Origin of the sequence: Vibrio sp. 10N.239.312.D08, assembly GCF_041466145.1 — a bacterium.
GTDB classification, from domain to species: domain Bacteria; phylum Pseudomonadota; class Gammaproteobacteria; order Enterobacterales; family Vibrionaceae; genus Vibrio; species Vibrio crassostreae_C.
The window spans coordinates 41,675-63,406 of sequence record NZ_JBFSSD010000017.1 but is presented as its reverse complement, the minus strand read 5'-3'; the positions used below and the strand labels follow the sequence as shown (position 1 = coordinate 63,406).

Sequence of the window (21,732 nt, the reverse complement as noted above, 5' to 3'; positions counted from 1 at the left end):
CTGAATCTGAACCGGAGCCCTGACCATCTGAATCATCGTCTGCATCTGAACCGGAGTCCTGACCATCTGAGTCATCATCTGAATCTGAACCGGAGCCCTGACCATCTGAATCATCGTCTGCATCTGAACCGGAGCCCTGACCATCTGAATCATCGTCTGAATCTGAACCGGAGCCCTGACCATCTGAATCATCGTCTGCATCTGAACCGGAGCCCTGACCATCTGAATTATCGTCTGAATCTGAACCGGAGCCCTGACCATCTGAATCATCGTCTGATTCTGAATTCTGATTAGCCGATTGTTGTTGCTGTGGTGGTTGCGGTTGCTCTTTAGAAAGACGCTTTAATAAAAGCATAACCTCGATGGTTTCATCTATAGCAGCCACTGTTGAAGGTAATTTACCCCAATTAATCATCCGCTTTTCAATTTCATCAAAAATTGGAGAGTTTGGAGTGCCTAATTTCATCAGTAGATGTCGAGCATCATCACCAAGTTTCTTTAGGTGAGATTGCCCCTCAATTGCAATACCACGACCAGAATACAATAACCAAGCAAATAACAACCCAGCGGGGCCGTCACTTATTATTGGTTCCTGAAAATAACCCTCTTCGAGCAAGTCATAAGTCATTTTCTGAAATACCCAGTAGGCACCAGAAAACTCCTTCATACAAGCAGTCTCTACGCGACAATCTTCAATGATATTGTTGATTGATAAGAACGTGCTTGATTTACCCTTGAGGTGTTTCTCGAAGACTGAGAAGTCACTGAATCGTAAATGACCACCAGCTTCATGAGTAATTTTTGCTTCAACGAGTCGTGACCAAACTTCATCAGAGGGGTCACCAGCATTGATGTAAATATCTCTGCCATTCGTGTAGCAAGTTCGACGGTCAAAATAGATATTTACGTCAAATCGTGCGTGAATATCTGTAATAACTCGCATTGTGTTTTGAACTTCTTGAATTGAAGCCATAAGGTGTTCCTCCAAAAAATAGGATAGAGCTCCCAAAGGGAGCTCATTAGGTTAGGTAGGTGGGGTTAGCCGAACCAGAAGCCGGTTGTTGACGTTTCGCCAGTGACTTCTTCATAGGTAGGAGTACTATTGCCGCTGTCAGTATCAGTAGAAACTACTGAGTCCTTAATCGCGTCAATAATTCTCGGTTCAGATTCATCTGCGACTTCCATCACCGGCACAATGCCATTTAAGATGGAGCCACGTTCTGTAAGGTTATGTACCAATTTAACCGCGTAGGTCATATCAGAGCCTTCGATGTTCCCAGTTTTGGGTAAGGTATCGAACGCTTCATCAAGTTCATCAACCAATCGGTCAAACACAGTGTGTTGGAATGACATTGAGTAAACGTAATCACGAATAGCTCTTATTGGCTTGAAAGTTCGCTGAATCATTGAACTTTTACCAATAATTTTTTCATAAACAACAACAGCTTGCTCCGCGACGTTATCCAAAATCCCTTCCACGATGTAATCAACAGCTTCCTGTTGGTCATCATTGAAATAAGGTTTGAAGGCCATCGGCGGCAACACGTTGAATTGAAAACGTCTAAAGAAATCATCTTTAGGGGTCTTCAATGACTCAATAATTTCAGCCATATCAGGGTTAGCTTTCTTGTGTTCTTCAACTATGGTGTCATAGCGATTATCACGGTCAGCGACTTCTGAATAAAACTCAGCTTGAATTGCCTTGAGTTCAACGAGTAGAGAGTCAAGTTCATCAACTGGAATCGCGGTAACGCGTCCATATCGGACACCTCGGGCTGCAATAGCGCGGCGTGCCTTAGTCTCCAATGTGTTCTTAAACTGCAACTCAGAACGAGGAAACCACTCAATACGGGCTTTACGAGCAATCTTTGAATTCACTTCCTTTTCGTCTAAGAGAGTTTTAGCATTCGCTAACGTTTTCTCTCCATCACGGCCAGAAGTAGTTACATCGATAATCACAAGCCCATTTTCGAGTCGATTAGCAAATTCGCCATCTTGTTGAGCCACTTGGTCAAGTTGATTTTGAGCTACTGTATCGATATCGAGAGTTTGGGTATCGTTGATGTCTTTCATAATTCCTCCAAGGAATAAAAATTGGAGGGACTGATCCCGGTCAGGGAATCTAGTCCCTGAAGGGGTTAGGTAGGTTTGTTAAGGAGTAGCGAACCTAAGTTCGTTTTTGCTGAAACAATTAATCTGTGTAAACTGATATTGCTTCTTCATTTTCTCTTTAACTTTTTTGTCGATGTAGTTACGCGCTAGTAACTCAGACTGATGGGTTTTACGATAGAAGTTAAGCTTTTGGCCTTTGGCTCCGTAAACAACCAGTGTGTCGGCACCAAGGCACGTATATCCCCAAAGCTTATTACTTCCATTGTCATTGCAATGATACATTTTGAACTTGATTGTACTGATATCTAGACCGTCTAAATCCGATCTTGGCAAATCAGCATCATCACACTCTGAATCATTGCTTGTTACTTTTTTGATTGCTCTTTCAACCAGGTATACGGTTGATCGAGAATATGACCATTCTTATCTTTGAACACTTGATCAATAATCTTTTCGATATCAGCTTTGTCACGAGTGTCGCAGCCATTCCAAAATACATTATTAAACGAAGCACGCAGTGGAGCTCTATCACCATTAATTTGAATGTAGTAGCACCAAGACAAAACCACACGAGTTGAAAAAGCCGTTCCAATACCAGATTTGGTTGTTCGATCTCGATTAGGACCTAACATTGCATCACGCATAGCATTAGCAAACTGGATTAACTTCTTAAGTAACTTCTTGTGGTCGCGTAAGAACGGAAATTTACCAATTACCACTTTCTCTTCTACTTCCGTGCGTAAATACGGAAAAGGCACAACGAATGAACGATTTCGAAAAGCCGTATCCCAACGTCGAGACGATGGATACAAACCAGAAATGTCCCCTTCTCCAGAAGTATTACCTAACGTTACAAAACGATAGTTCTGGTGTGGATAGATGATTTCTCCTGTGTCTTCAATAGACCAAGGTTTCGTCATCTCAGAAGGAAGGTGAAGTTTGGCAATAAAATCTAAAGACCCTTTATCACATTCATCAAGCAAAACACATTTTCCGTGTTTCATAGCGTCAGCGATAGGTCCATAAACATATTCCGTTTGACCGTTTGACAACACCCAGCGGCCTTGCATCTTCTCAGGGCGTAATGTCGGGTTAACAGACACCAGCACAGTTGGCCAATTAAGGCGAGCACAAAGCCAAAGCATGAAATCAGTTTTACCAGACCCCGTAGGACCAACCATATGCATGAAGTTAGGTCGTTGAGGTGAGCAAAACCAAGATATAACTTGGGAAAGTTGTTTTTCATCTGGAATATAACCTGCGATTTCGCGAGGTACATCTGGATGACGGTGTTTAGGGATCTGAATAACTGCCGTTACTGCTGCTGGGACAAACGGTTTGAACACGTCGGCCATACGAACAGTAATCATCTCTGAATAATCAATTTCTTCAACAGTAGAAGTTGGTTGGTTATTCGTGTCTACAGTAGTCACAGGGTTAGCATTAGACATAGTTAATTCCTCCAGGAATAAAGTGTGGGGTTAAATTAATATGGGTAGTTAATTAAGGGGTTAAGCTGTCTTGAGAAAGAAAGCTTTATTAGCATCTTCAAGTAGCATTTCTGCTTTATGAAGAAGTTTGGGGTTATTCAGTACCTGAGCCTTTCGAAGAAGGCGCAGTGCGCGCCTTTTTCGTGCTGCAGATACATTTTTCTGGTGAGAAAAATTCATATCCGCGTACCTCGAATTATTGCTGATTAAAAGCACGCTGACGGAAATTTCCGTTGCCTGCTTGTGGTCGGAATTGACGTTGTGTAGAGTCATTGTGTTGTGCATTGTTTGCATTGTACTGTGGAGCATTCTGCTGTGGTGCATTGTACGATGGGCCATTATTAGCATTGTGATGTTGAGCATTGTGCTGTGGTGCGTTGTTATTCGCAGGAGCATTTTGCTGTGGAGCGTTTTGCTGTGGCGCGTTGTTATGCGCTGGACCATTGTTTTGTGGGGATTGATTCGCAGCTTTTAAGCTTTGAAGTTCGAACTTCTTAACCATACCAAGAACACGACTAACGCGGAATTCATGTCCAGTGACATTATTGCCGTTTTTGTCGGTGTAATCGTTAGTAGAGAGTTCAGTTTCGACCATTAAAGAATCACCTTTGTCTAAACCTTGTTTGAAGTTCTGATCAAAAGTTTTTTGTGAAATTGACAGGCGAGCCCAGTGGGTTTCATCTTGCCAATTTTGTTGCTCATCTTTAAATGAACGAGTTAATGCAATTGAAACATTGTACCAAGTACTGCCATTTGCATTTTTCTGTTCAATCGAACCAACATTGCCGCCAAGCGTAAAGTTACACAATGAAGGTAGTCCAAATTGATTAACAGAATTGCCATCAATTTCGCCTAACACATTATGAAGTTCATAATAAGTATGCGTAAGTTCGCTGTTATTGTTACCAGTGAATTTACACGTCTTAAGAGATACTTTACACACATAACCAACACCGACTGGAAACTCTAATTGCCCATGGGCAAAAAGTTGAATCTGGTTAGTACGTGACTGCATTTGGTTTTGACCGTCTACCCAAGAGGTAACTTGATCGGCCCAGATGGTCGTGTTGCCATTCTCAATTTGAGAACCAGTAACTACGAATGCGATAAGGCCATTGTTTGAACGGAAAGGTTTCATAATTAATTCCTCATTAATAAAATAACGTGGAACTATAGATAGAGTAATCCCCTAGTGGGATATCTATAGCCCACTTTAGGGTCAGGTTTATGACTTAAAAAAGTCACTGGGGACATAGAATAAATCTATGGGAGAATTGCTATTAGCTCTCCAACTAAGGGAGAAAAGTATCACTTTAAAAAAGTGAAAAAATTTCTCGGGTAAATCACCTATAGTAAACCCCAAGAACGGGAGACTTTTGTAAATTAAGCGCAGCTTTTTTAGTGTTTAACTTTTCCGTAAGCTAAGAAGCGTTCAAAAACTCATTTTTTAGCTGTTGCAGTTTTTCTGCCTGAGCTGCCGAATCTGGCTCTTCATTTCGCTGTTGTACGGCCAACTCAATTCGATCTGGAACCGCCTCTCTCAAAAATGACAACTGCTCTTTGAAGAAACACAGTCGCAAGTACTTCTCAGCTCTTGTTATCCCCACATACAACAAGCGACGCTCTTCCTCCCAATGCTTTTCGCCTAAACCATCTTTATCTGGTTGCGGAATTCTTTCATCTTGACAGCTCAATATCGCGACTTTCGGAAACTCTAGTCCTTTAGAGCCATGCAACGTAGCGATCACTACCTCATCTGTACCAATCTTTTCAGCCTTTTTAGCGTTTATTTTGGTTATCCGGTCATGAAACTGATCTGCGGCCTTAGCCAAACTGCCAAGTGACGCAGCTGTTTTGGTTAGGATGTCAGCCATCGCTCCAAGAGCCGCAGGAGAGTTCATATTTCGTTGCGCCATCACCATTGAAATGATCTTTCGTTGATACTCGGCGTTGACCGTTTTGCTTGGCTCTTTTGGGACACCTTCATGCATGAACATTTCAAAAATTGATTGGGTGTGGATTAGCAATGATTGGCTTTGGGTTAAGGTGGTTACCGTCCCAATAAAGTCGATTCCATTTGATTTAGCACTTTTCGCCATATCAATCATCACCTCATCTTCATGCATGTAAGCCAAGAAATCTTGTAGATACCGACTGTTACGGTGTGTCAGCATCCACATCAACTTGATATAACAAATTACATCGGCTGACTCAAAGAAGCTCTTACCGCCGAGGCGCTTAACTTTCACTTTATGTTTGGACAACTCCAGCTCAACTGTATCGATTTCTTTATTGGTTCTAGCCAGTACCGCCCACCCGCCTTGATCGGCAAGGATACCTTCAACAACACTTTCAACTTGATGGTCTTCATCCTTAAAACCATGACAATCGACAACACCGCCCTCCTCTACGTGTGACCTTAATTCTTTGGGGATTCGTTCTACATTGTGTTGAATTAGGTTGTTGGCCACATTCAGTATTGCTGGTGGACATCGATAACAAATTTTTAAGCTGTAGGCTTTCGCGTTTAGATCAGCTTGCATGTTACGGAAGTTATCGACCCCTCTTGCATTTCGAAAGGCATAGATTGATTGGTCATCGTCTCCAACAACCATGATGCAACAACCTCGTTTAGCGTGCTCGTAAAGAAACATATATTGGAGATCGTCGGAATCCTGAAACTCATCAGCACATATGTGAGTAACGCCTAAAGTTTCTGACAGTGGTCGAATTGTTCCATCTCGCAGACCATGAATAACGTCGCGAGATATCTGATTTAGGTCGACTTTGCCCTCTTTTCGCATGATGCTTTCATAAGCTGCAAAAAGTTTCAGTTTGATAGATGAGAATTCTGAGCGAGGTATAGTTAAATACTGTCCGATCGTACTTATCGTTTTCTCTGCTTCCTCATAACTCATAGCCACATGACAAGCACGCATCGCTCGCTCAATATAGATGTTTAAGTGTCCACCCATAACAATCGTTTTATACGAATTAGTTTGACGCCAGAGCTGCACAGCCATCGAATGAAAGGTACTTGGAAAGACGCGAAGAGTCTGACTTCTAGGCATCGTGGACTGGAGTCTGCGCTTGAGGTTGGTCGCAGCGGCATCAGTGAAAGTCAGCATAGCAATTGCGTTTAATTCAGAAACTGATAACACACGCTCGGCGTATCGCACGGACACTTCAGTTTTGCCTGAACCTGGTAAGGCAACAACCATGGTATGGCCTTCCGCATTCACACAAAGATATTGATCTGGATTTAACATATTCGGGACTCGAACTGCCTACTGGAATGGAATATGTACATCAGCGTAGGTGAAAATTTAGCTACATAGTCCAATTAACGAAGGGAATTCACTTTGTTAACTCGTTTCGACATCCATCACTAAATTCGAAAAAAATCGAACCCTTCCCCCCATTTCCCCCCTTTTTTGATGGGCCATTTTTTATATTTTTCTGCTCATGATGTATAAATGTAAGAAGAGTTAACAAATACTCATACAGTTTCACTTGGCTTAGGAAGACAGAATTATGGACTTATTCAAAACAGCATCAGTCATAACCGCCGCATTACTCTTGAATGCATGTGCTTCGAACAGTGCAAAATACGAAATACCGGAAAAAGGGACATCAAGTATCGCGCTGCAAGTTACCCGTTCAGCTGGAAGTGGAACTATCATCGAAGACCAAACCTTACCCAAAGGCGCGATTTCCGATGTGGGTATCGGTGGCTATGTTGGGTCTACAGCAATGGGCTTGGCGTTTGGATCGATGACGACCGGTTTTGGTTTGGCCATTTTAGCGGATCAAAAGTACGGTTGGGATCGAAGAAACCTAGTTATGTATTTGGATGCTGATACTTATAGTGGCTTAGACGAGTATGAAATGTGTAAAGTGATTATGTCTAAAATGGATGAGGTAATGGTTCCTTCATTCGACACACTTCAATCCTTTACCAAAAAACCATTATCGCGAGATTCGAAGTTCTACGATGAACAATACAACGGAGGAGAAAGACTGTGCGTACAGGGTTATCCACTAAATAATGAATTGGATTCACATGCGACGATTTATTACAATGGTGGACGTATCCCATTCCTTGGGACGAGAGTCGGTGTGCGTTCTATTTCGGAACCTTTCAACACAGACTTATTCGATAAAGACCTTAAACAACAGATCCCTGAGACGAATGTCATCGCTGTACGTTTTACTTATTACAGCAGCCTAATAGCGCACATGAAATACAGAGAATTTGATGCAACAGGCTATGTCAGTGCTGATGGTTTATCCACCAGCCCTTCTATTAAACTCCCTGCCGCCACTTTCATGAGTTTACCAATGAAAGAGTTCATAGCTGATTCTCAGTACATCCCTACCGTCAATGCAGTACGAAACAATGACACGGTGTATTACTTCGTTAAACCGGTTGATGGGCAACAGTACACACAAGCGTTAAAGGAGCATCAATCTACGGTAATTGAGATTCTTCAACGCGCTAAAGAGAAAAACTCGCATACCAAAGCTTCAACCCAATAAGTAAGGATCGTAAGCATGGACCAATTCATGACAGTGGTATTGAAGTTTGAAAAGGGTGCAACCTTGCCCAAGAAATTGACGCAAGCGTTCTGCTCGGATTCGAAGTATGAAGATGTCGAGATAACCGCTATCTCGTGCGACGACGAAATCAGTCGTGTGGAGCAATTTGAGTCAGAAGCATAATAGTCAAATGCAAATACAAAGGGCTTACATTGTAAGCCCTTTTTTGATGTCTCGATGGCAGCAGTCCGTCATATACGCCATGTACTTCTCTAGACGGCACTCATAGAACTTAAGGTCATCGACCCACAGAGAAATTAGCTGTTCTTTGCCTTTAAATGGAGCGATAGAGCGCAATGTCTCAAGTAGACCATTTTGTTCACTCTTTGGCGCACGAAGGGTAACGTTGATACCCGTTCCCCCTGTATTCGCCTCCACGATAATTTTACCCCTTGTACAGTGACTTTGTAGTACTGCTAACCCAACTTGTAATTCAGTGAGTTGATTCATCTTAATTTTCGGCATGGATACCTCTTCCGTAGTCGCGAAGGGAGGGGAGGAAATGCCGCTCCTCGTTGGTAATTTAATATTCGTTACACTCACAATAATTGGTGTATTCTTGTGATCATGAAAGAAAGAGCTTATAAATACCGCATCTATCCAACACCTGAACAAGTAACTTTACTTGAGCAGACGTTCGGTTGTACGCGATTTATTTACAACTCTATTCTTCGTTGGCGTACCGATGCTTACCACAATGAGCAAACCAAGATTAACTACAACAAAGCATCAAGCTACCTAACAGAACTAAAGAAAAACCCTGAGTTTCCTTGGCTTAATGATGTTTCTTGCGTGCCTCTACAGCAATCACTCCGCCATCAACAAACCGCATTTAAGAACTTCTTTGATGGTCGCGCTAAATATCCAACCTTTAAAAAGAAGCGCTCTAAACAGTCTGTTGAGTTCACCAAATCCGCATTTAAGTACCGTGACGGGCAACTATTTATTGCCAAGTCCAAACAGCCGCTTAATGTGCGCTGGAGTCGTGAACTGCCTAGCGAACCAACCACGATCTCAATTAGCAAAGACAGTGCTGGTCGTTACTTTGTTTCTTGTCTATGTCGTTTCGAGCCAAAGCCACTACCGATTAGTAAAAATACAGTCGGAATTGATTTAGGTTTGACTGACCTTGTTATTACCTCCAACGGTTTCAAGTCTGGTAATCCCTGTCACACCAAGCGCTACGCTAGCAAACTAGCTAAAGCTCAGCGTGTGCTATCGAAGAAGAATAAAGGCTCTTCTAACTTCCACAAAGCCAGAACGAAAGTCGCTCGCGTTCAAGCAAAAATTGCCGATTGCCGTCGCGACTTCACCCACAAACTGACTTCCCAATTGATAAACGATAATCAAGTGATTAGCTGTGAAAGTCTGAGTGTAAAAAACCTGGTCAAGAATCGAAAACTTGCTAAAGCAATTAGCGATGCTAATTGGGGCGAGCTCGTGCGCCAACTTACCTATAAAGCTGAATGGTACGGCAGAACCGTAGTCCAGATTGATAGGTGGTATCCAAGCTCTAAACGCTGTAATAGCTGCGGTCACGTTGTCGATTCCTTACCGCTGCATATCCGAAAATGGTTGTGTCCTGAGTGCTCTAGCGAGCTAGATCGCGACCTAAATGCGGCACTGAATATTAAAGCTGTCGGGCAGACAGTGTTAGCCTGTGGAGCGTAAGTAAGACTTTAGATTCTATTGAATTTAAAGCGATACGCTATGAAACAGGAATCCCCCTCCGTAATGCCGAAGGCTGGATGTGGGGGAGGATGTCAAGCCATTTGTCCTTTATAAATGAAATCTAGTCGTCCAAAATCGATAACGGAGAGTCACACACTGGTGGTCTTGGGTATACCGAGCAATCCAAGTTACCTGGCATCGCCGCATCATGCGTTTCTTTCAAGTTTTCGTCAGCGTCGGTTGATTCGAATCGCGCTTGGTTAAGATCAACAGGATTCAATGCATCATCATTGTTCGGCATCCAAGCTTGGCTCGACAGTGTATCGAGAGTTAAGTCATCATGTTCAACAGCTAACCCAGAGGCCATAATTAGATTTTCCCATTCGGTTAAATCTATCGTATCCCAGTCTAATTCACTGACTTGTTCAAGTGTCATACCAGAACATTGACCACTTCTCGGATCGAGGCTGATATTTAACTGCGGTGCGGCCTGCTCCATGATGATGCGGCCCAATGGACTTGGGTAGCAGCAATAGTGCTTACGTTTTATCAAACACCCAAAAGGAGTGTCTTTGTGGCAACTGGTTGAGGCGTAGATACATTGTTGTTGGTCGAGCTTCATACCCATCCCCATTTCGAGGTCGTCACACTCCGAAATCATCATTGCACCCAGTTTAATCAGTTGATAAGCAGCGTACACGGCCATAATTGTTGCAAATGCACCTGAGATAGCTGGGTTAAGTGTTACTGTAGTTGTCGCTGATGAGCCCGCACCTTCCTTCACAGTATCAAAAATAGCATTTCGAATTGCATCTGGGAGCAGATCCGCGACCTTTTTCATCAATTCACTTTTAATCTGGTCTAACAAGCCCTGCGTTGCAGATTCCGCTGCAGCCTCACCGACTTCACCCGTGATGTTACGTACCGCGAAGTCCCACCCAGAACTCACAGCATCGGTCACATAGGTTACGGTATCAGTAACTGGACTCGGGTAACTCGACGCCCAAGAACCAAAGCCAGAACCTAATTCAGCGGCTTCGGCTAATCCAGCCAATGATTGTTCCATAGCGTAGTGATGATAGACCCCTTTGATATAATCGAAGATATTAGTTTGGCCTGCGGATAGCGTGCAGCAATTGAAGCCAAGTCCTGTTTGCTCGATACCGCAATATGACACTTCACCATTGAAAACTTTGCAGGTAGAGACATCATCTGGATTTTCACATTCCATGTTCGATTTGATGTCTTCGAGCATTTTGAACGTTGCCATCGCTTCTGCAAAATCATCATTCATCTCTAGCTCGGAATAGCGGCAATCTCCACCCACACACTGCATTTCACCCGTGCAGATGTCTTCCTCCATCGTGTACGAGTAGTTTCCGTTTGTGTAGGTATTACATTCGTAAACTGACTCTTGAACGTAGGCTCGACCCGTTATCGGGTCAACAAAGGCTGGATTTTGTTCAATTAACGCACAATCAGCACTGTTTCTGTATGGCTCGCATCGGTCCGGAATATTGGCATTAAATTCAGTGAAAGAAGTACAAACCCGCTCATTGCTTTCAGGCCAATAAGGTTGCCCACAAATTTGCTGATTAGGTAAGGGGTTACATTCATAGTTGACGGCGTTGGCCTTTAGACACTCTTTACCATCGCTCGTTTGGCCAGCACGAGGAACATTTATCGGCAAGCCAATCAAAAACGGATCGTAATCGTCTATATGCGCGGCTTCGGTATCGACGCACTCCCAACCACCATAGCTACACATCATGCCTTGCTGTCCACCACTTTGATTCAAAGGGTTGCTACAATCTGGGTTGATGTATATTTCGTCGCCTTCATTACCGAACACACCACACGTTGATGGGTCTTGAATCCACCCTAGTTCAGCTGCACAACCTACAGGCGATTGTTCTATGAATTCTCGTGGGTCAATTGGGTCTACGGTACGAACTAGGATGGTGGCTTTACCTTCCCCTCCACCACCAACACCGAGACGCATTTTGAATTTCACTATCCCGTTGTTTGAGCCACGAGCGGCTTGAAATTGGCTCGTTATGTTTGTGTTCGTGGTAAAGACTCGGCTTGAACTGAATTCACAATTGGTATGCTGGTATGGAAAGCCAGTTTCATCTACATATGGGTGCGACCAATTGCCATTCTCATCATAATCAGGGTATGAAGAATCGTTATTGCCAAACCAATACGACTTGGTAGGAACGTATTGATAAACGATTTCGTCATTAAGAGTAAACTGAATGACATCATCCACCCACACGCGTTCAAAGGTCACGGAGCTGATACGCACATCGTCTTCGAGTTCAAATTCAACAAAGTTTATTTTGTGGTAACACCCCATCCCATGGTCATTTGTACCGTTATTTGTTGGGTCACCTACCGTCAACCTGAAGGTATGAGAATCCAGAATTTCTACATCACCACTCCCCGAACGCTTTTTCAAAGGGTAAGTTGTGTGTCGCGTCAGTTCACACTTCATTAAGTTCGAACGATCGGGTTCCATGCATTCATTTTGCACTTTTCCGACATACTCCCTGTTTACTGAATACGTGTTTGTTTCAGTGGTGCAGGCACTATAAAAGTCAGAATCTGAATCTTCGAGGTTATTGGCTAAGTCTTTAAAGATGTTGTCAGCATCGACCATGATAGCGTCATCGGACTCTAGCTTTTGGTAATTGTCGTTATAGTTCAGTTTTAAGGTGTTGTATGCCTTAGCGTCATAATCTGACTCACTGCCAACTGTGTTGCTAGAAAATCTATCAGAGACACCTTGCCCTGAATCTCTGAGTTTGTTTTCATTTTGATAGGCTTGGTAAGCGTCGAATTGCCCTTCTGATCCAACACGCTCAACATCCAATCCAAACAATTCTGAGTTGCCTAGCGAGTTACCACCTACAGTAGCATTACCACCGCTGTAAGTAGGTGTTTGAAAGTTTCCGTATATCTCATCAAGTGACATATCCTGTGCGTAGGTCACCGTTGAGGTAGATGCATACAGCACACCGATAAAAGAAACATGAAAGATCTGAACCAGAAACGCGAACAAGCTAAAGTGAGTCAGTATTCGATTAAACATAACGCCCTGCCTTTTTCTCAAAACAAGATCAGGTTAATCCCGTAACACTTAAAAAATTTCAAATAGCGAGGGCATTTTGAGTTTTTGTTAAACGAATACAAAAAACCACCCGTTAGGGTGGCTCTCTAAAGTTACCTTAAGCAGCAATCATTCCAAGAATACAAAAGATAAACGAACGCTTCCCGACCAGGGACCAATCGCCCGTTCCCCCACTTAAGAACGCTGTCACCGAGTTTATGACAACAACCTGTTGATAGTGGAATTGAAGATCCTCCCCCACCTTTAGGTTGCGAGCTCGCCTCTCTTACTGGGTAAAGCATGGATGAACGATATTGTGTTTTTGGCAACATTGGCGCGTAGTTCGGTTCACAACTGTCTTGAATCATATGATTACCCATTGTCAGCTGTGCTTGCCCACGTCGGTGTAGAGTGGCCATCAAACGCGTGGTTAACAACGAAGTGCCACGTACCGGATCGTCACTGTACTGATTATTACCAGTCATTGGGTAAAGGTTCCCTGAACACCCAGCACAAAAATAGTTTTCAACCACCTCTCCACCAGCCAGTATTTGAGCGCAATCGGCTGTACAGATAGACGTCGCTATTGGGTTCGAAAAGATAACGGTTTCCGGAAACATCACGAACGCCAACAAATCATCTTGATACAACGGGTCGGCTTCGGAAAAGTACGCCAAATCCAATGTTGTCGCCCCATCATAGGTACAATCCGCATTGGCAAACATTTCAATCATTTGCATTACTGGGTAAACCCAATATTTATAGTGAAAAAAAGAAGTTTCTGTATCGTCAATCACTGTTTCTGTTCGGCCTTGTCCAGCACGGGTATTATCGTCTGCCAAACGAACACCGAATGAAGGCATGCAGTATGGCGTTGGTGAAAAAGATACGATCCTTGATGGTTGGAAGAATCCGAGCGGTATACCCCATTCAGGGACACCTAGCTCATCAGCACACATGCAAAAAGGCTTGCTCGAAGCGGCACCTTTAGGCGCGTCCCCACCAATACCGGCTAGTCGAATTGGAAGTAAACAGCTCCAACACATACCGTCGATGACTGTACTCAAGATGTTGGCATCGGGACATAAGTCGCCTGCTTTGTCGTTATCCGCAGCCACAGAATATAAGCTCGCCATGCTTATCATTGTGGACATCAAACCAATCAAAAAGAACCTAATCATATGTTCCTCCCTTTAGTTCTTATTCACTTGCTCTATCACAACACCAGCAGCGTCAATACCTTGTTCTTTAATGTTGTTCACGGAATTCGAGAAGTTTGGGTTATCTTTCATTAGCTGATCTGCAGCATCAATGCTTGATTCAGTAATGTCCCTCACAGAGTTGGCTAGATTGGGCTGTGTATCAGCCAACCACACACCGAGAGCGACGCCGAAACCAATAAGTACGAGATTCTTAATCATGTTGTGTTTTCCTTAACTAGTTTGTTTTGGATTGATTGAACGGTGTAGGTTGGCCACCGTCAGCTACTTGTAGGTTGACCTGAGTGACTGTTTGCGCTGAATACTCATTTATCTGGAACATACCCTCATCGGTACTAATTAACCGAGTCGGGGTCACTTCCAAATCAAATCGATCGATGACTTCTTTAGTCAGGATGGTCACGTCATAGGTGAACTTCTTATTTAACTCAGATATGTGGTCAAACCCCCTATCCTTGTCGATACGTGTAGAAATGAGTTTCACTTTCCCGCGAGATTCATTGAGAGACATGTACTTTACAAACTCCACTTCCTGTTCGTCGGTCGCATCAAAGATAAACATGGTTAAATGTGCAGGTACTATGTCGTGGTTTTTAAGCGGCTTGAGGGGATTTATTAACTCTCCTTTCTTGGCCAGAATAAGACCATTCACCGCTTTCACATCAGCAGTGGCTATTACTGTTGGGTCAAAGTCGAACTCACGGTCTTTCGCGGCTGGTGGAAGAGTATGAAAACTGCGGTTATGCCAGTGGCGTGCTATTGCTTGTTTTTGTTCCGTTTCCCAATCCACGGCCCTCATTCTATTTTTTGACTCTTCAATGAAGCTTTTTTCTGCGATAGGAAATATGGACCCCATTTCACCAAGGAATACCTCGGAGCCGTCATAATCAGGGTTTGCTGCCGCGCTTTCCGTCTCGTTCTGTAAGTAGCTTGCGCTGATTAGACCTTTCACTTTCCCGACGAGTTTTGTGTTATCGGATAATTTGCGCTCATAAACCATCGTTGGAACTTGTTCAATGTTGAAACGCTCGAATGCCATTGGATCCATGTAAACAGCGGCTTTATTGATTCGTTTCAGTTTGTCTGGGTTCTCGGCATGCGTGCGTATGTCATCTTGAGCATTAGCCAGTTTGACCTTTAATTGCCACAAACCTTTAATCATATCTGGTACGCCCACGTCGCCAGGTCGTAAGCCGTTAAACACAACACGGCCTCCCCACTCTGCAGCGAGCTCTAGCACCTCTTTCATTTGGTGATCAGGCATTGAACTCGACACGAATATCCAAAAAACAGTGTTCGCTTCTTCATCGTCGTATTTGTTGTCTACTTTTTGACTTGGAGACGAAGGGTTAGGCTGCTCAATGCTTATCGAATCGAGATTATCAATTGTCAATGTGGAGGGATCGAATGCTAAGGGTTTTGGTTGTCCTTCATTGACAATTGAATTGGCTTGATACTGAGTTTGGTTATCATCGATAACATCTTGAAGGGCTCTGAAATTGATATCTGGCGTATCGTCCTTGCGATATTCGATAAGAGAGTCCGATTGGTCAGAAATAGTACTGTTCAACAACTTGGCGTGATCCGCCATTTGTTTCAGTTCTTTCATCATTTTAGGGTTCAAGTTACTTGCATCTAAAACTGCTTGAGTACCTTCAACTTCATGGGCGTTGGATATGATGTCGTTACTTCGTTGTACATTGTCCAGATCTTCTTGAGTGAGTTGTCCGTTAGCCAACGCGTAAGTCGCAATGAATGAAGTTAGTAACAAGACGTTGTGTGCCTTAGAGAAATGCATAGCCAACTCCGATAATTTGAGAGTGTTCAACTAAACCCCAGTATCTTGAATCAAAAGAGGTAGGTAGCGTGCCAAGAGCGAAATATTGACCTTCAGGGACAACGAAAGTTTTATTGAGGGTATCGAAGTCGATTTGGGCATAATTAATCATTCGACGAGCATCAGCCGCATAACGAATGACCTCCCCATCTTTGGTGGTCACGGTGACTCCATCCAAGTCAAAGGTCACGGTATCGCCAGCAACACCAGCTGCTATTTTCAAGAAATTGGTGCCATGTGCGAAATAAGGTTGTGCGTTAAGCGACAGGAAGGACATGAGTTGCCCACGCTTGGGGAAATGATTCTTAGAGTCGATGACTGCGGCCTTGATAGGTAAACAACCCAATGCTGTTGGGACCAATGAAATCTGATACCGACCACTAAGTAACAATACGGCCAACACTAAGCCAACGAGCGTGCCGAATATTTTGATATATGTGTACTGTGTAATGTTCATACGCTTCCGTTACCGAGACATTGATAAACTGGATATACGTAATCTTCACACTTTATTTAGTCATAAAATCCAAATAGGCAGCCAAATATCGATGACTAATTGATCTATTTGCTGTGCGTTTAAAATTTATGGGAATGATAACTACAATACATATAGAAATGCTAATATATGAAATTGGATCTACCAAGACACGATGGTATGAAAAACACAGACCCTTTAACGTTGATTGACTCAGCCTCAACCCATCAGGCTCTGGTCAACTTAAAAGACGCATTAAACAAAGCACTGTTCCAATCTGAGTTAGCTTTACAGTCATCTTTAGAAGCTAATCAAACGCTGATCGATCCTTACCCTGTCATCCCGCTTCGCATTCTGACTGAAGGCATACGAGCTGCTAACTATCATCATACCGGATACACAGCAGATATGTTTTTAAGCCCTTATGCTGATGAGTCTCCCACCGTTTACTACCGCTTATGCGTCCATACAAAACAATTGCTATCGGATATCGAAAAATACATAGAACAAAGTTCACCAATGGCTAAATAGTCAGCTGTAAGTTGTATAACCCTGTGAAATTTCATTCCGGGACTACTTTTATGAACACTCAAACATTTTCGCCTAGCAATCGACCAATTCAGAAACCACAAAACAACAATGCGCCATCAAGTGCGAATCTACATTCGGTCCCTGTAAATCAACAAAGATCGGCGCACCCCGAGCAACCTCAAAACAACCAAGCGTTTTCTAAAGCTACACCACCAGCGAATAACCCGCAAAATGCAGGACTAAAGCCGAACCCATTTAAAGCAAATAACCAAGAACCTGATCCGAATTCAATGCGCCAAATACGAGCTCATAGTTATAAGGTTCATGGCGGTAAAACTGCTTTGGAAGTGAAGCCTGACGAAAAATTAAAATCTAGCCAACAGGGGATTGTTGATGAAAATGGCGAACAAAATATTTTCTATACCATTCGTTTAGAAGCTGCCATTAGTAATAATTCAGGTGACCGCTCTTTCAATTGGAAAGATAAGGTCGCGATTCAACTCACAGACATCGAACTGCCATTGTTCATCGGGGTATGTTTCGGCTTTTACGAAAAGATTTATTTCGGTAATCATGGTGTGGGAGGTGAGAAATCATCGAAATTCTTTGGCGTAGAGCACCAAGGTTCAAAAGTCTTTTTTCAAGTAGGTCAGAAAGACAAACCGATCAGAGCCGTACCAGTCAATCTGCCACAAAGCATGCATATTGGATTAATGGCCCTAGAGATTTACTGCAAAAATTTCCCGGGAATAGATTCCAATACTGTTCTGAACTCAATTTCCAATATGTGTGGAATGTACATTTCACAAAACAGAAAGGAGATAAGAGATAAAGCATAATATCGACTGTCTAAACGCACAAAAGCTCCACATTGGAGCTTCTGCGGAAGTAGTAATAACAATCGGTCACTTACCTTCACGAGTCTGAATGGGTGATCTTAAACGTTTTATCAAACACGCTGACCATCACGACGTTATCATGTTGATACACGTACATCGCGTTCCCAGGTAGTTCTTTCTTCCCCTTATATTCAAGCAACCTTGTGTGCTTGTATGACCCTTTAGTTGTCAAATCAAATAGCACAACGCCTATTCGTTCACCTGAACTTGTCTTTGTTTTAGTAAAACCGAGAACGTAGGGTTTGTTATCTATGGAAATGGCCGTGTCGATATACAGTTCATCAAATTGATTTGTCACCCCATGTGGAAACGTTTGAGTTTTCCATTCGCGCCGTCCTTCATACCCTTCTTTGTAAATGGGAGCTTCGATGTAGTGAAATGAGTTGGGTTGTCCAGATGACGCAATGACTGTCACCTTTTCTCCACTCGTTACTACGGTTGCGTTGTCTTTATGCTCGGCTAAGAAGGCATAGTCGTACCCACTTAACCTTGAGTAGTCCATCGCGGCGTGCCTGATGACATACAAGGACTCCTTCCCATGATTGAGGCTCATCAATACGTATCGACTGGATATACGCTTAGGGTCGGTCAAATGAACTTCACCATCGATGATAGGCGCTTCGTATGACTTGCGATTGAATTCATTCAATGACAGTGGTGTTGCTGCCTTGAAATATTCACTCTCATTTTCATGTCCATGCACGGCGCCATAATTAGTTTTCATTGGTGGACAATACGCAGCATTTTCCGGCTCGCTCGAACAACCTGCAATGATGAAGACACTCGCAATTAGACCATAAAGGGGGTAACGGGATTTATTCATTGTATCGTCCTTTTTGATAACACTCAGAGCATTGTATTTAGACGGTCTTCATCTTTTCTCAAATAGAGAGGCGATTTTTACTTATTAATTAAGTTTCTTTTGCTAAACAACCAATCTTTCTGGTGTATACTAATTTTGAACGAGTGAATGACATAAGTTTATTCTTAGTTCCTCCATACAAATCCGACTGGAAGGGGTTCCAGAAGGTCAATCCTTGGATTGAAGTCTTGCAGGAGAGGTCTTGCGAGCACAAGTCTCTTGGAAGGGGTTTCAAGAGCGAGAATGGGCTCATTACGAGCCCTTTTCTTTTTTTTAAAGCACCATCGTCAATCAATCACCGTAATTTCTTCCTTTATTTGAATTCCTGTTAAGTCACTCTTGATAACATCAATCTAATTCAGTTTGATTTAAATAGGTCAAGTATGAAATTTCGATTATGTTTTCTTTCAATTTGTCTTACCGCTTCTGGGTTAGCGCATTCAGCAATCGAGGGTTTCGAGTTTACCGATACACTCGGCATATCCAAGCTTGTAAAAACGAACACTGCCGAATCCACGTTAATTAATAACGTCGGCCAATTAGGGGTTCATGTTAGTGCGGGATTAGATCGTCGCATCCGAGTCAATATTCTTCAGAACGGCGTTGCTGTGACCAACAGTACGGGTGGCGTGATCACGGTCAATGATTCACAGTCTCCATTCAATAGTGAGTATTTCGGTTCATTACTTAACGTCTCTATTCCCTCAGAAGGCAGTTTTACCGTTCAGGCGCAAACGCTGTCACTAGATGGAGAGGTGGTTAATTCAGAAACCACGAACATCATTAGGGATGTCACGCCACCAGCCTCTGATGATATGTCAGTAAAATACATGTATGGCGGCTATGTAAACTCAATGCTGCCTGCCGGAAGCTGGTATTTATCAGCTCAAATGGGTTCCTATACCTCAACCATCGTTGAAGTCAAAAATGTCTCCGATACATCGGGCATTGATAACATTGAGATGGAAACCTTCACCTTCGACGCCGAAGACAATCGTATTCCATATAAATCGAACAGCCTTGCCTACACTGAGTCAAAACTATCTGCTGAAATAAACCTTTCAGCGAACTCTACTCTATTCCCAGTTGGTAATGCGATTGATCGATTCCAAACGCGAACAAAGATTTCGGACAAGGCCGGTAATGTCACCTATACCGCCTATCAAGATGTGTATTGGGACTCGTTACGAACGGACACACTAGAGGCTGTTGGTGTCTTGGTTCCAGGGAGTAGCAATGTAATTGGCGGATTAACCGGGTTTCAACCTTATGTGCGCGACATGTCGGTAGATACCAATCCCGTAACGGTCTTATACCGTGTAGCAGATTGGAATTTTCGCGATGATTCTGGGAGCTTCGACAATGCAGGGGGAATCTGGGCTTCTGGAGCTAACGCCGTATACACAGACAGAGGTGACGGGTTTATATATTTTGTCGATACCTCACCCGCTGGAGCCATCGGTATATCATGGCGAAACCAAGCGCATTACCGGAATGTGACTGGGCCAAGTCTTTATAGTGTAACACTCTCAGATAGCGCCCGACAAACTCCTGTCCCGAGATATGGGCAATACTATTATTCGGATACACAAGATTGGGGGTCATGGAGTCGACGTGTGTACAATGATGAACTGCCAGTACAGATCGAACGCATACGACTTTTTGTAAATGCTAGAAGTTATCCTCAAATTGCCTATCACGCAGGGCATTCATGTTCGGTTCCGGCAGGGCAAGATGTATGTGATGTTATCCTAAGCTCACCTTGGACAATGACAGCTGGTGGATCGGCTTATTATCACAGTAGCTTCACTGTACGTAGTGAAGACCAGACTTTATCAAGTAACCCTACATACCCTGTTGGGTCGTACAATGATAAATATTACCCATCGATAGAGAAGACTGCCTTTAACGAAGACACGAAGATATTGTCTGTGCAAGTCGAGTTACCATGCCATACGTGTTATCAAAACCGAATCTACATGGACAGATATGAACTGCAAGATGCCAATGGCAACAAACTCAATGTCGGGCGATTTAACTCAACGGTCAATAGCACAACGTTTGAAGGTCAATACGATTTAACGGAGTTACCAGAAGGTACTCATGAGGTGTATGTGTATGCCCGAGAGCGGCACGGTCCAGATGCGCGTAAACATGCCGTTACTTACGTGAGTGACAAGACCGCTCCCTCAATCATCATGGGTTATGATGGAGGTGCCTTACCAGAACAAGTGACCGACTTGAGAAAGGTGACGTTCAACGTTTCTGACGTCTCAAACATCAATGACATTAGAGTCTCTTTACAGGGGTCACGTTATGACATTGATTATCAACTGGGTTACTCCCTTCTTGACGAGTCAGCTAACAGCCAAACCTATCAACTTGAGTTGCCTAAGCTGTTCCCTACGCTTGATGAAAATGAAATCTACTCGTTGTCCGTCAGTGCTTCCGACGAATTTAATAATTCAAACTCGAAAATCACGAGTTTCAGTTACAAACCTGAGAACCTAATAGTCATGAACGCCATAGATTATTTGGCTTCGCAGTCGAACACACCCTTGTACTTATCAGATGGCACACCAATGGCGATCATCTTGACTGAACGAGCACTCACGCTCGAAAACAGTATGTTGGCCACGGGTGACCAGCAGGGCGAAATCACTAACAATGCCTCCTCGGACTTCCCTATTCGAATTCAAACTAAAAATGGTTGGATTGAAGTCGCACCGGGAGAAACGAAGGAAATCGTTATCGACTTAGGTAATGGTGACCCCCTGTATGTTGAAGTCTATCCGGTTTCAGATAACAACAATGGGCAAGCCGATTTTCTGTTTAATTTGCCGCAACTCAGTTCAGCGTATATCGATTGAGGTACTGGTGCGTCCAGAGCAGTACGTTCGTAATAAAAAGGAGCTTTACGCTCC

19 protein-coding genes are annotated in these 21,732 nt (G+C 43.3%); 6 read left to right on the top strand and 13 right to left on the bottom strand.

The genetic code is table 11. The annotated features are described in order from the left end of the window. From AB6D58_RS11230 to AB6D58_RS11205, 6 genes are all read right to left on the bottom strand, one after another. The coding region (locus AB6D58_RS11230; RefSeq protein ID WP_372157315.1) for a hypothetical protein at positions 1–973 on the bottom strand (973 nt) is incomplete at its 3' end. Positions 974–1,038: 65 nt separating this feature from the next. Continuing rightward, the gene (locus AB6D58_RS11225; protein WP_081230317.1) at positions 1,039–2,073 is read right to left on the bottom strand and encodes a DUF3150 domain-containing protein; all 1,035 of its coding nucleotides are present in this window, start codon (positions 2,071–2,073) and stop codon (positions 1,039–1,041) included. Positions 2,074–2,477: 404 nt separating this feature from the next. Continuing rightward, the gene (locus tag AB6D58_RS11220) at positions 2,478–3,563 is read right to left on the bottom strand and encodes an AAA family ATPase (protein ID WP_081230315.1); all 1,086 of its coding nucleotides are present in this window, start codon (positions 3,561–3,563) and stop codon (positions 2,478–2,480) included. Between the two features lie 60 nt (positions 3,564–3,623). After that, entirely contained in the window at positions 3,624–3,782 is a 159-nt protein-coding gene (locus AB6D58_RS11215; protein WP_154723760.1) for a hypothetical protein, read from the bottom strand. Between the two features lie 16 nt (positions 3,783–3,798). Beyond that, the gene (locus AB6D58_RS11210; protein ID WP_136987060.1) at positions 3,799–4,740 is read right to left on the bottom strand and encodes a single-stranded DNA-binding protein; all 942 of its coding nucleotides are present in this window, start codon (positions 4,738–4,740) and stop codon (positions 3,799–3,801) included. 283 nt (positions 4,741–5,023) lie between these two features. Continuing rightward, positions 5,024–6,871, bottom strand: a complete 1,848-nt coding sequence (locus AB6D58_RS11205; protein WP_372127967.1) for an ATP-dependent helicase — start codon at positions 6,869–6,871, stop codon at positions 5,024–5,026. A gap of 265 nt (positions 6,872–7,136) precedes the next feature. On the opposite strand from AB6D58_RS11205, the gene AB6D58_RS11200 reads away from it, so the two are divergent. Then, the gene (locus tag AB6D58_RS11200) at positions 7,137–8,141 is read left to right on the top strand and encodes a hypothetical protein (RefSeq protein WP_372157312.1); all 1,005 of its coding nucleotides are present in this window, start codon (positions 7,137–7,139) and stop codon (positions 8,139–8,141) included. A gap of 15 nt (positions 8,142–8,156) precedes the next feature. Beyond that, positions 8,157–8,324, top strand: coding sequence for a hypothetical protein (locus tag AB6D58_RS11195; protein WP_372127965.1), 168 nt, complete (start codon positions 8,157–8,159; stop codon positions 8,322–8,324). A gap of 24 nt (positions 8,325–8,348) precedes the next feature. On the opposite strand, the gene AB6D58_RS11190 is transcribed toward AB6D58_RS11195, so the two are convergent. Continuing rightward, entirely contained in the window at positions 8,349–8,666 is a 318-nt protein-coding gene (locus tag AB6D58_RS11190) for a hypothetical protein (RefSeq protein WP_372127963.1), read from the bottom strand. Between the two features lie 102 nt (positions 8,667–8,768). On the opposite strand from AB6D58_RS11190, the gene AB6D58_RS11185 reads away from it, so the two are divergent. Beyond that, on the top strand, positions 8,769–9,872 hold the full coding sequence (locus AB6D58_RS11185; protein WP_372127969.1) for an RNA-guided endonuclease InsQ/TnpB family protein: 1,104 nt from the start codon (positions 8,769–8,771) through the stop codon (positions 9,870–9,872). Positions 9,873–9,993: 121 nt separating this feature from the next. Here AB6D58_RS11185 and traN read toward each other — a convergent pair whose 3' ends face one another. The 5 genes from traN to AB6D58_RS11160 all read right to left on the bottom strand — a co-directional run bounded on the left by traN (position 9,994) and on the right by AB6D58_RS11160 (position 16,498). Further along, on the bottom strand, positions 9,994–12,966 hold the full coding sequence (traN, locus tag AB6D58_RS11180; RefSeq protein WP_372127962.1) for a conjugal transfer protein TraN: 2,973 nt from the start codon (positions 12,964–12,966) through the stop codon (positions 9,994–9,996). A 131-nt stretch (positions 12,967–13,097) separates the two neighbouring features. Then, positions 13,098–14,165: a TraU family protein gene (locus tag AB6D58_RS11175; RefSeq protein ID WP_372127960.1), complete on the bottom strand. Its 1,068-nt coding sequence runs from the start codon at positions 14,163–14,165 to the stop codon at positions 13,098–13,100. Positions 14,166–14,177: 12 nt separating this feature from the next. Next, the gene (locus AB6D58_RS11170; protein WP_081230308.1) at positions 14,178–14,405 is read right to left on the bottom strand and encodes a hypothetical protein; all 228 of its coding nucleotides are present in this window, start codon (positions 14,403–14,405) and stop codon (positions 14,178–14,180) included. Positions 14,406–14,421: 16 nt separating this feature from the next. Then, positions 14,422–16,002: a TrbC family F-type conjugative pilus assembly protein gene (locus AB6D58_RS11165; protein ID WP_136987065.1), complete on the bottom strand. Its 1,581-nt coding sequence runs from the start codon at positions 16,000–16,002 to the stop codon at positions 14,422–14,424. Beyond that, positions 15,989–16,498, bottom strand: a complete 510-nt coding sequence (locus AB6D58_RS11160) for a S26 family signal peptidase (RefSeq protein WP_086714935.1) — start codon at positions 16,496–16,498, stop codon at positions 15,989–15,991. Before AB6D58_RS11160 ends, AB6D58_RS11165 begins: the two co-directional genes overlap by 14 nt. Before the next feature lie 198 nt (positions 16,499–16,696). On the opposite strand from AB6D58_RS11160, the gene AB6D58_RS11155 reads away from it, so the two are divergent. Together AB6D58_RS11155 and AB6D58_RS11150 are read left to right on the top strand one after the other, a co-directional pair. Further along, complete coding sequence (locus tag AB6D58_RS11155; protein ID WP_261901432.1) at positions 16,697–17,047, top strand: hypothetical protein; 351 nt, start codon at positions 16,697–16,699, stop codon at positions 17,045–17,047. A 50-nt stretch (positions 17,048–17,097) separates the two neighbouring features. After that, complete coding sequence (locus AB6D58_RS11150; RefSeq protein WP_372157309.1) at positions 17,098–17,886, top strand: hypothetical protein; 789 nt, start codon at positions 17,098–17,100, stop codon at positions 17,884–17,886. Between the two features lie 76 nt (positions 17,887–17,962). Here the strand turns inward: AB6D58_RS11150 and AB6D58_RS11145 are convergent, their stop codons facing one another. After that, the gene (locus tag AB6D58_RS11145) at positions 17,963–18,769 is read right to left on the bottom strand and encodes a hypothetical protein (protein ID WP_372050663.1); all 807 of its coding nucleotides are present in this window, start codon (positions 18,767–18,769) and stop codon (positions 17,963–17,965) included. Positions 18,770–19,191: 422 nt separating this feature from the next. On the opposite strand from AB6D58_RS11145, the gene AB6D58_RS11140 reads away from it, so the two are divergent. Further along, positions 19,192–21,678 (top strand): Ig-like domain-containing protein, encoded by a 2,487-nt coding sequence (locus AB6D58_RS11140; protein ID WP_372157307.1) that lies wholly within the window; start codon positions 19,192–19,194, stop codon positions 21,676–21,678. The last annotated feature ends 54 nt before the right edge of the window (positions 21,679–21,732 follow it).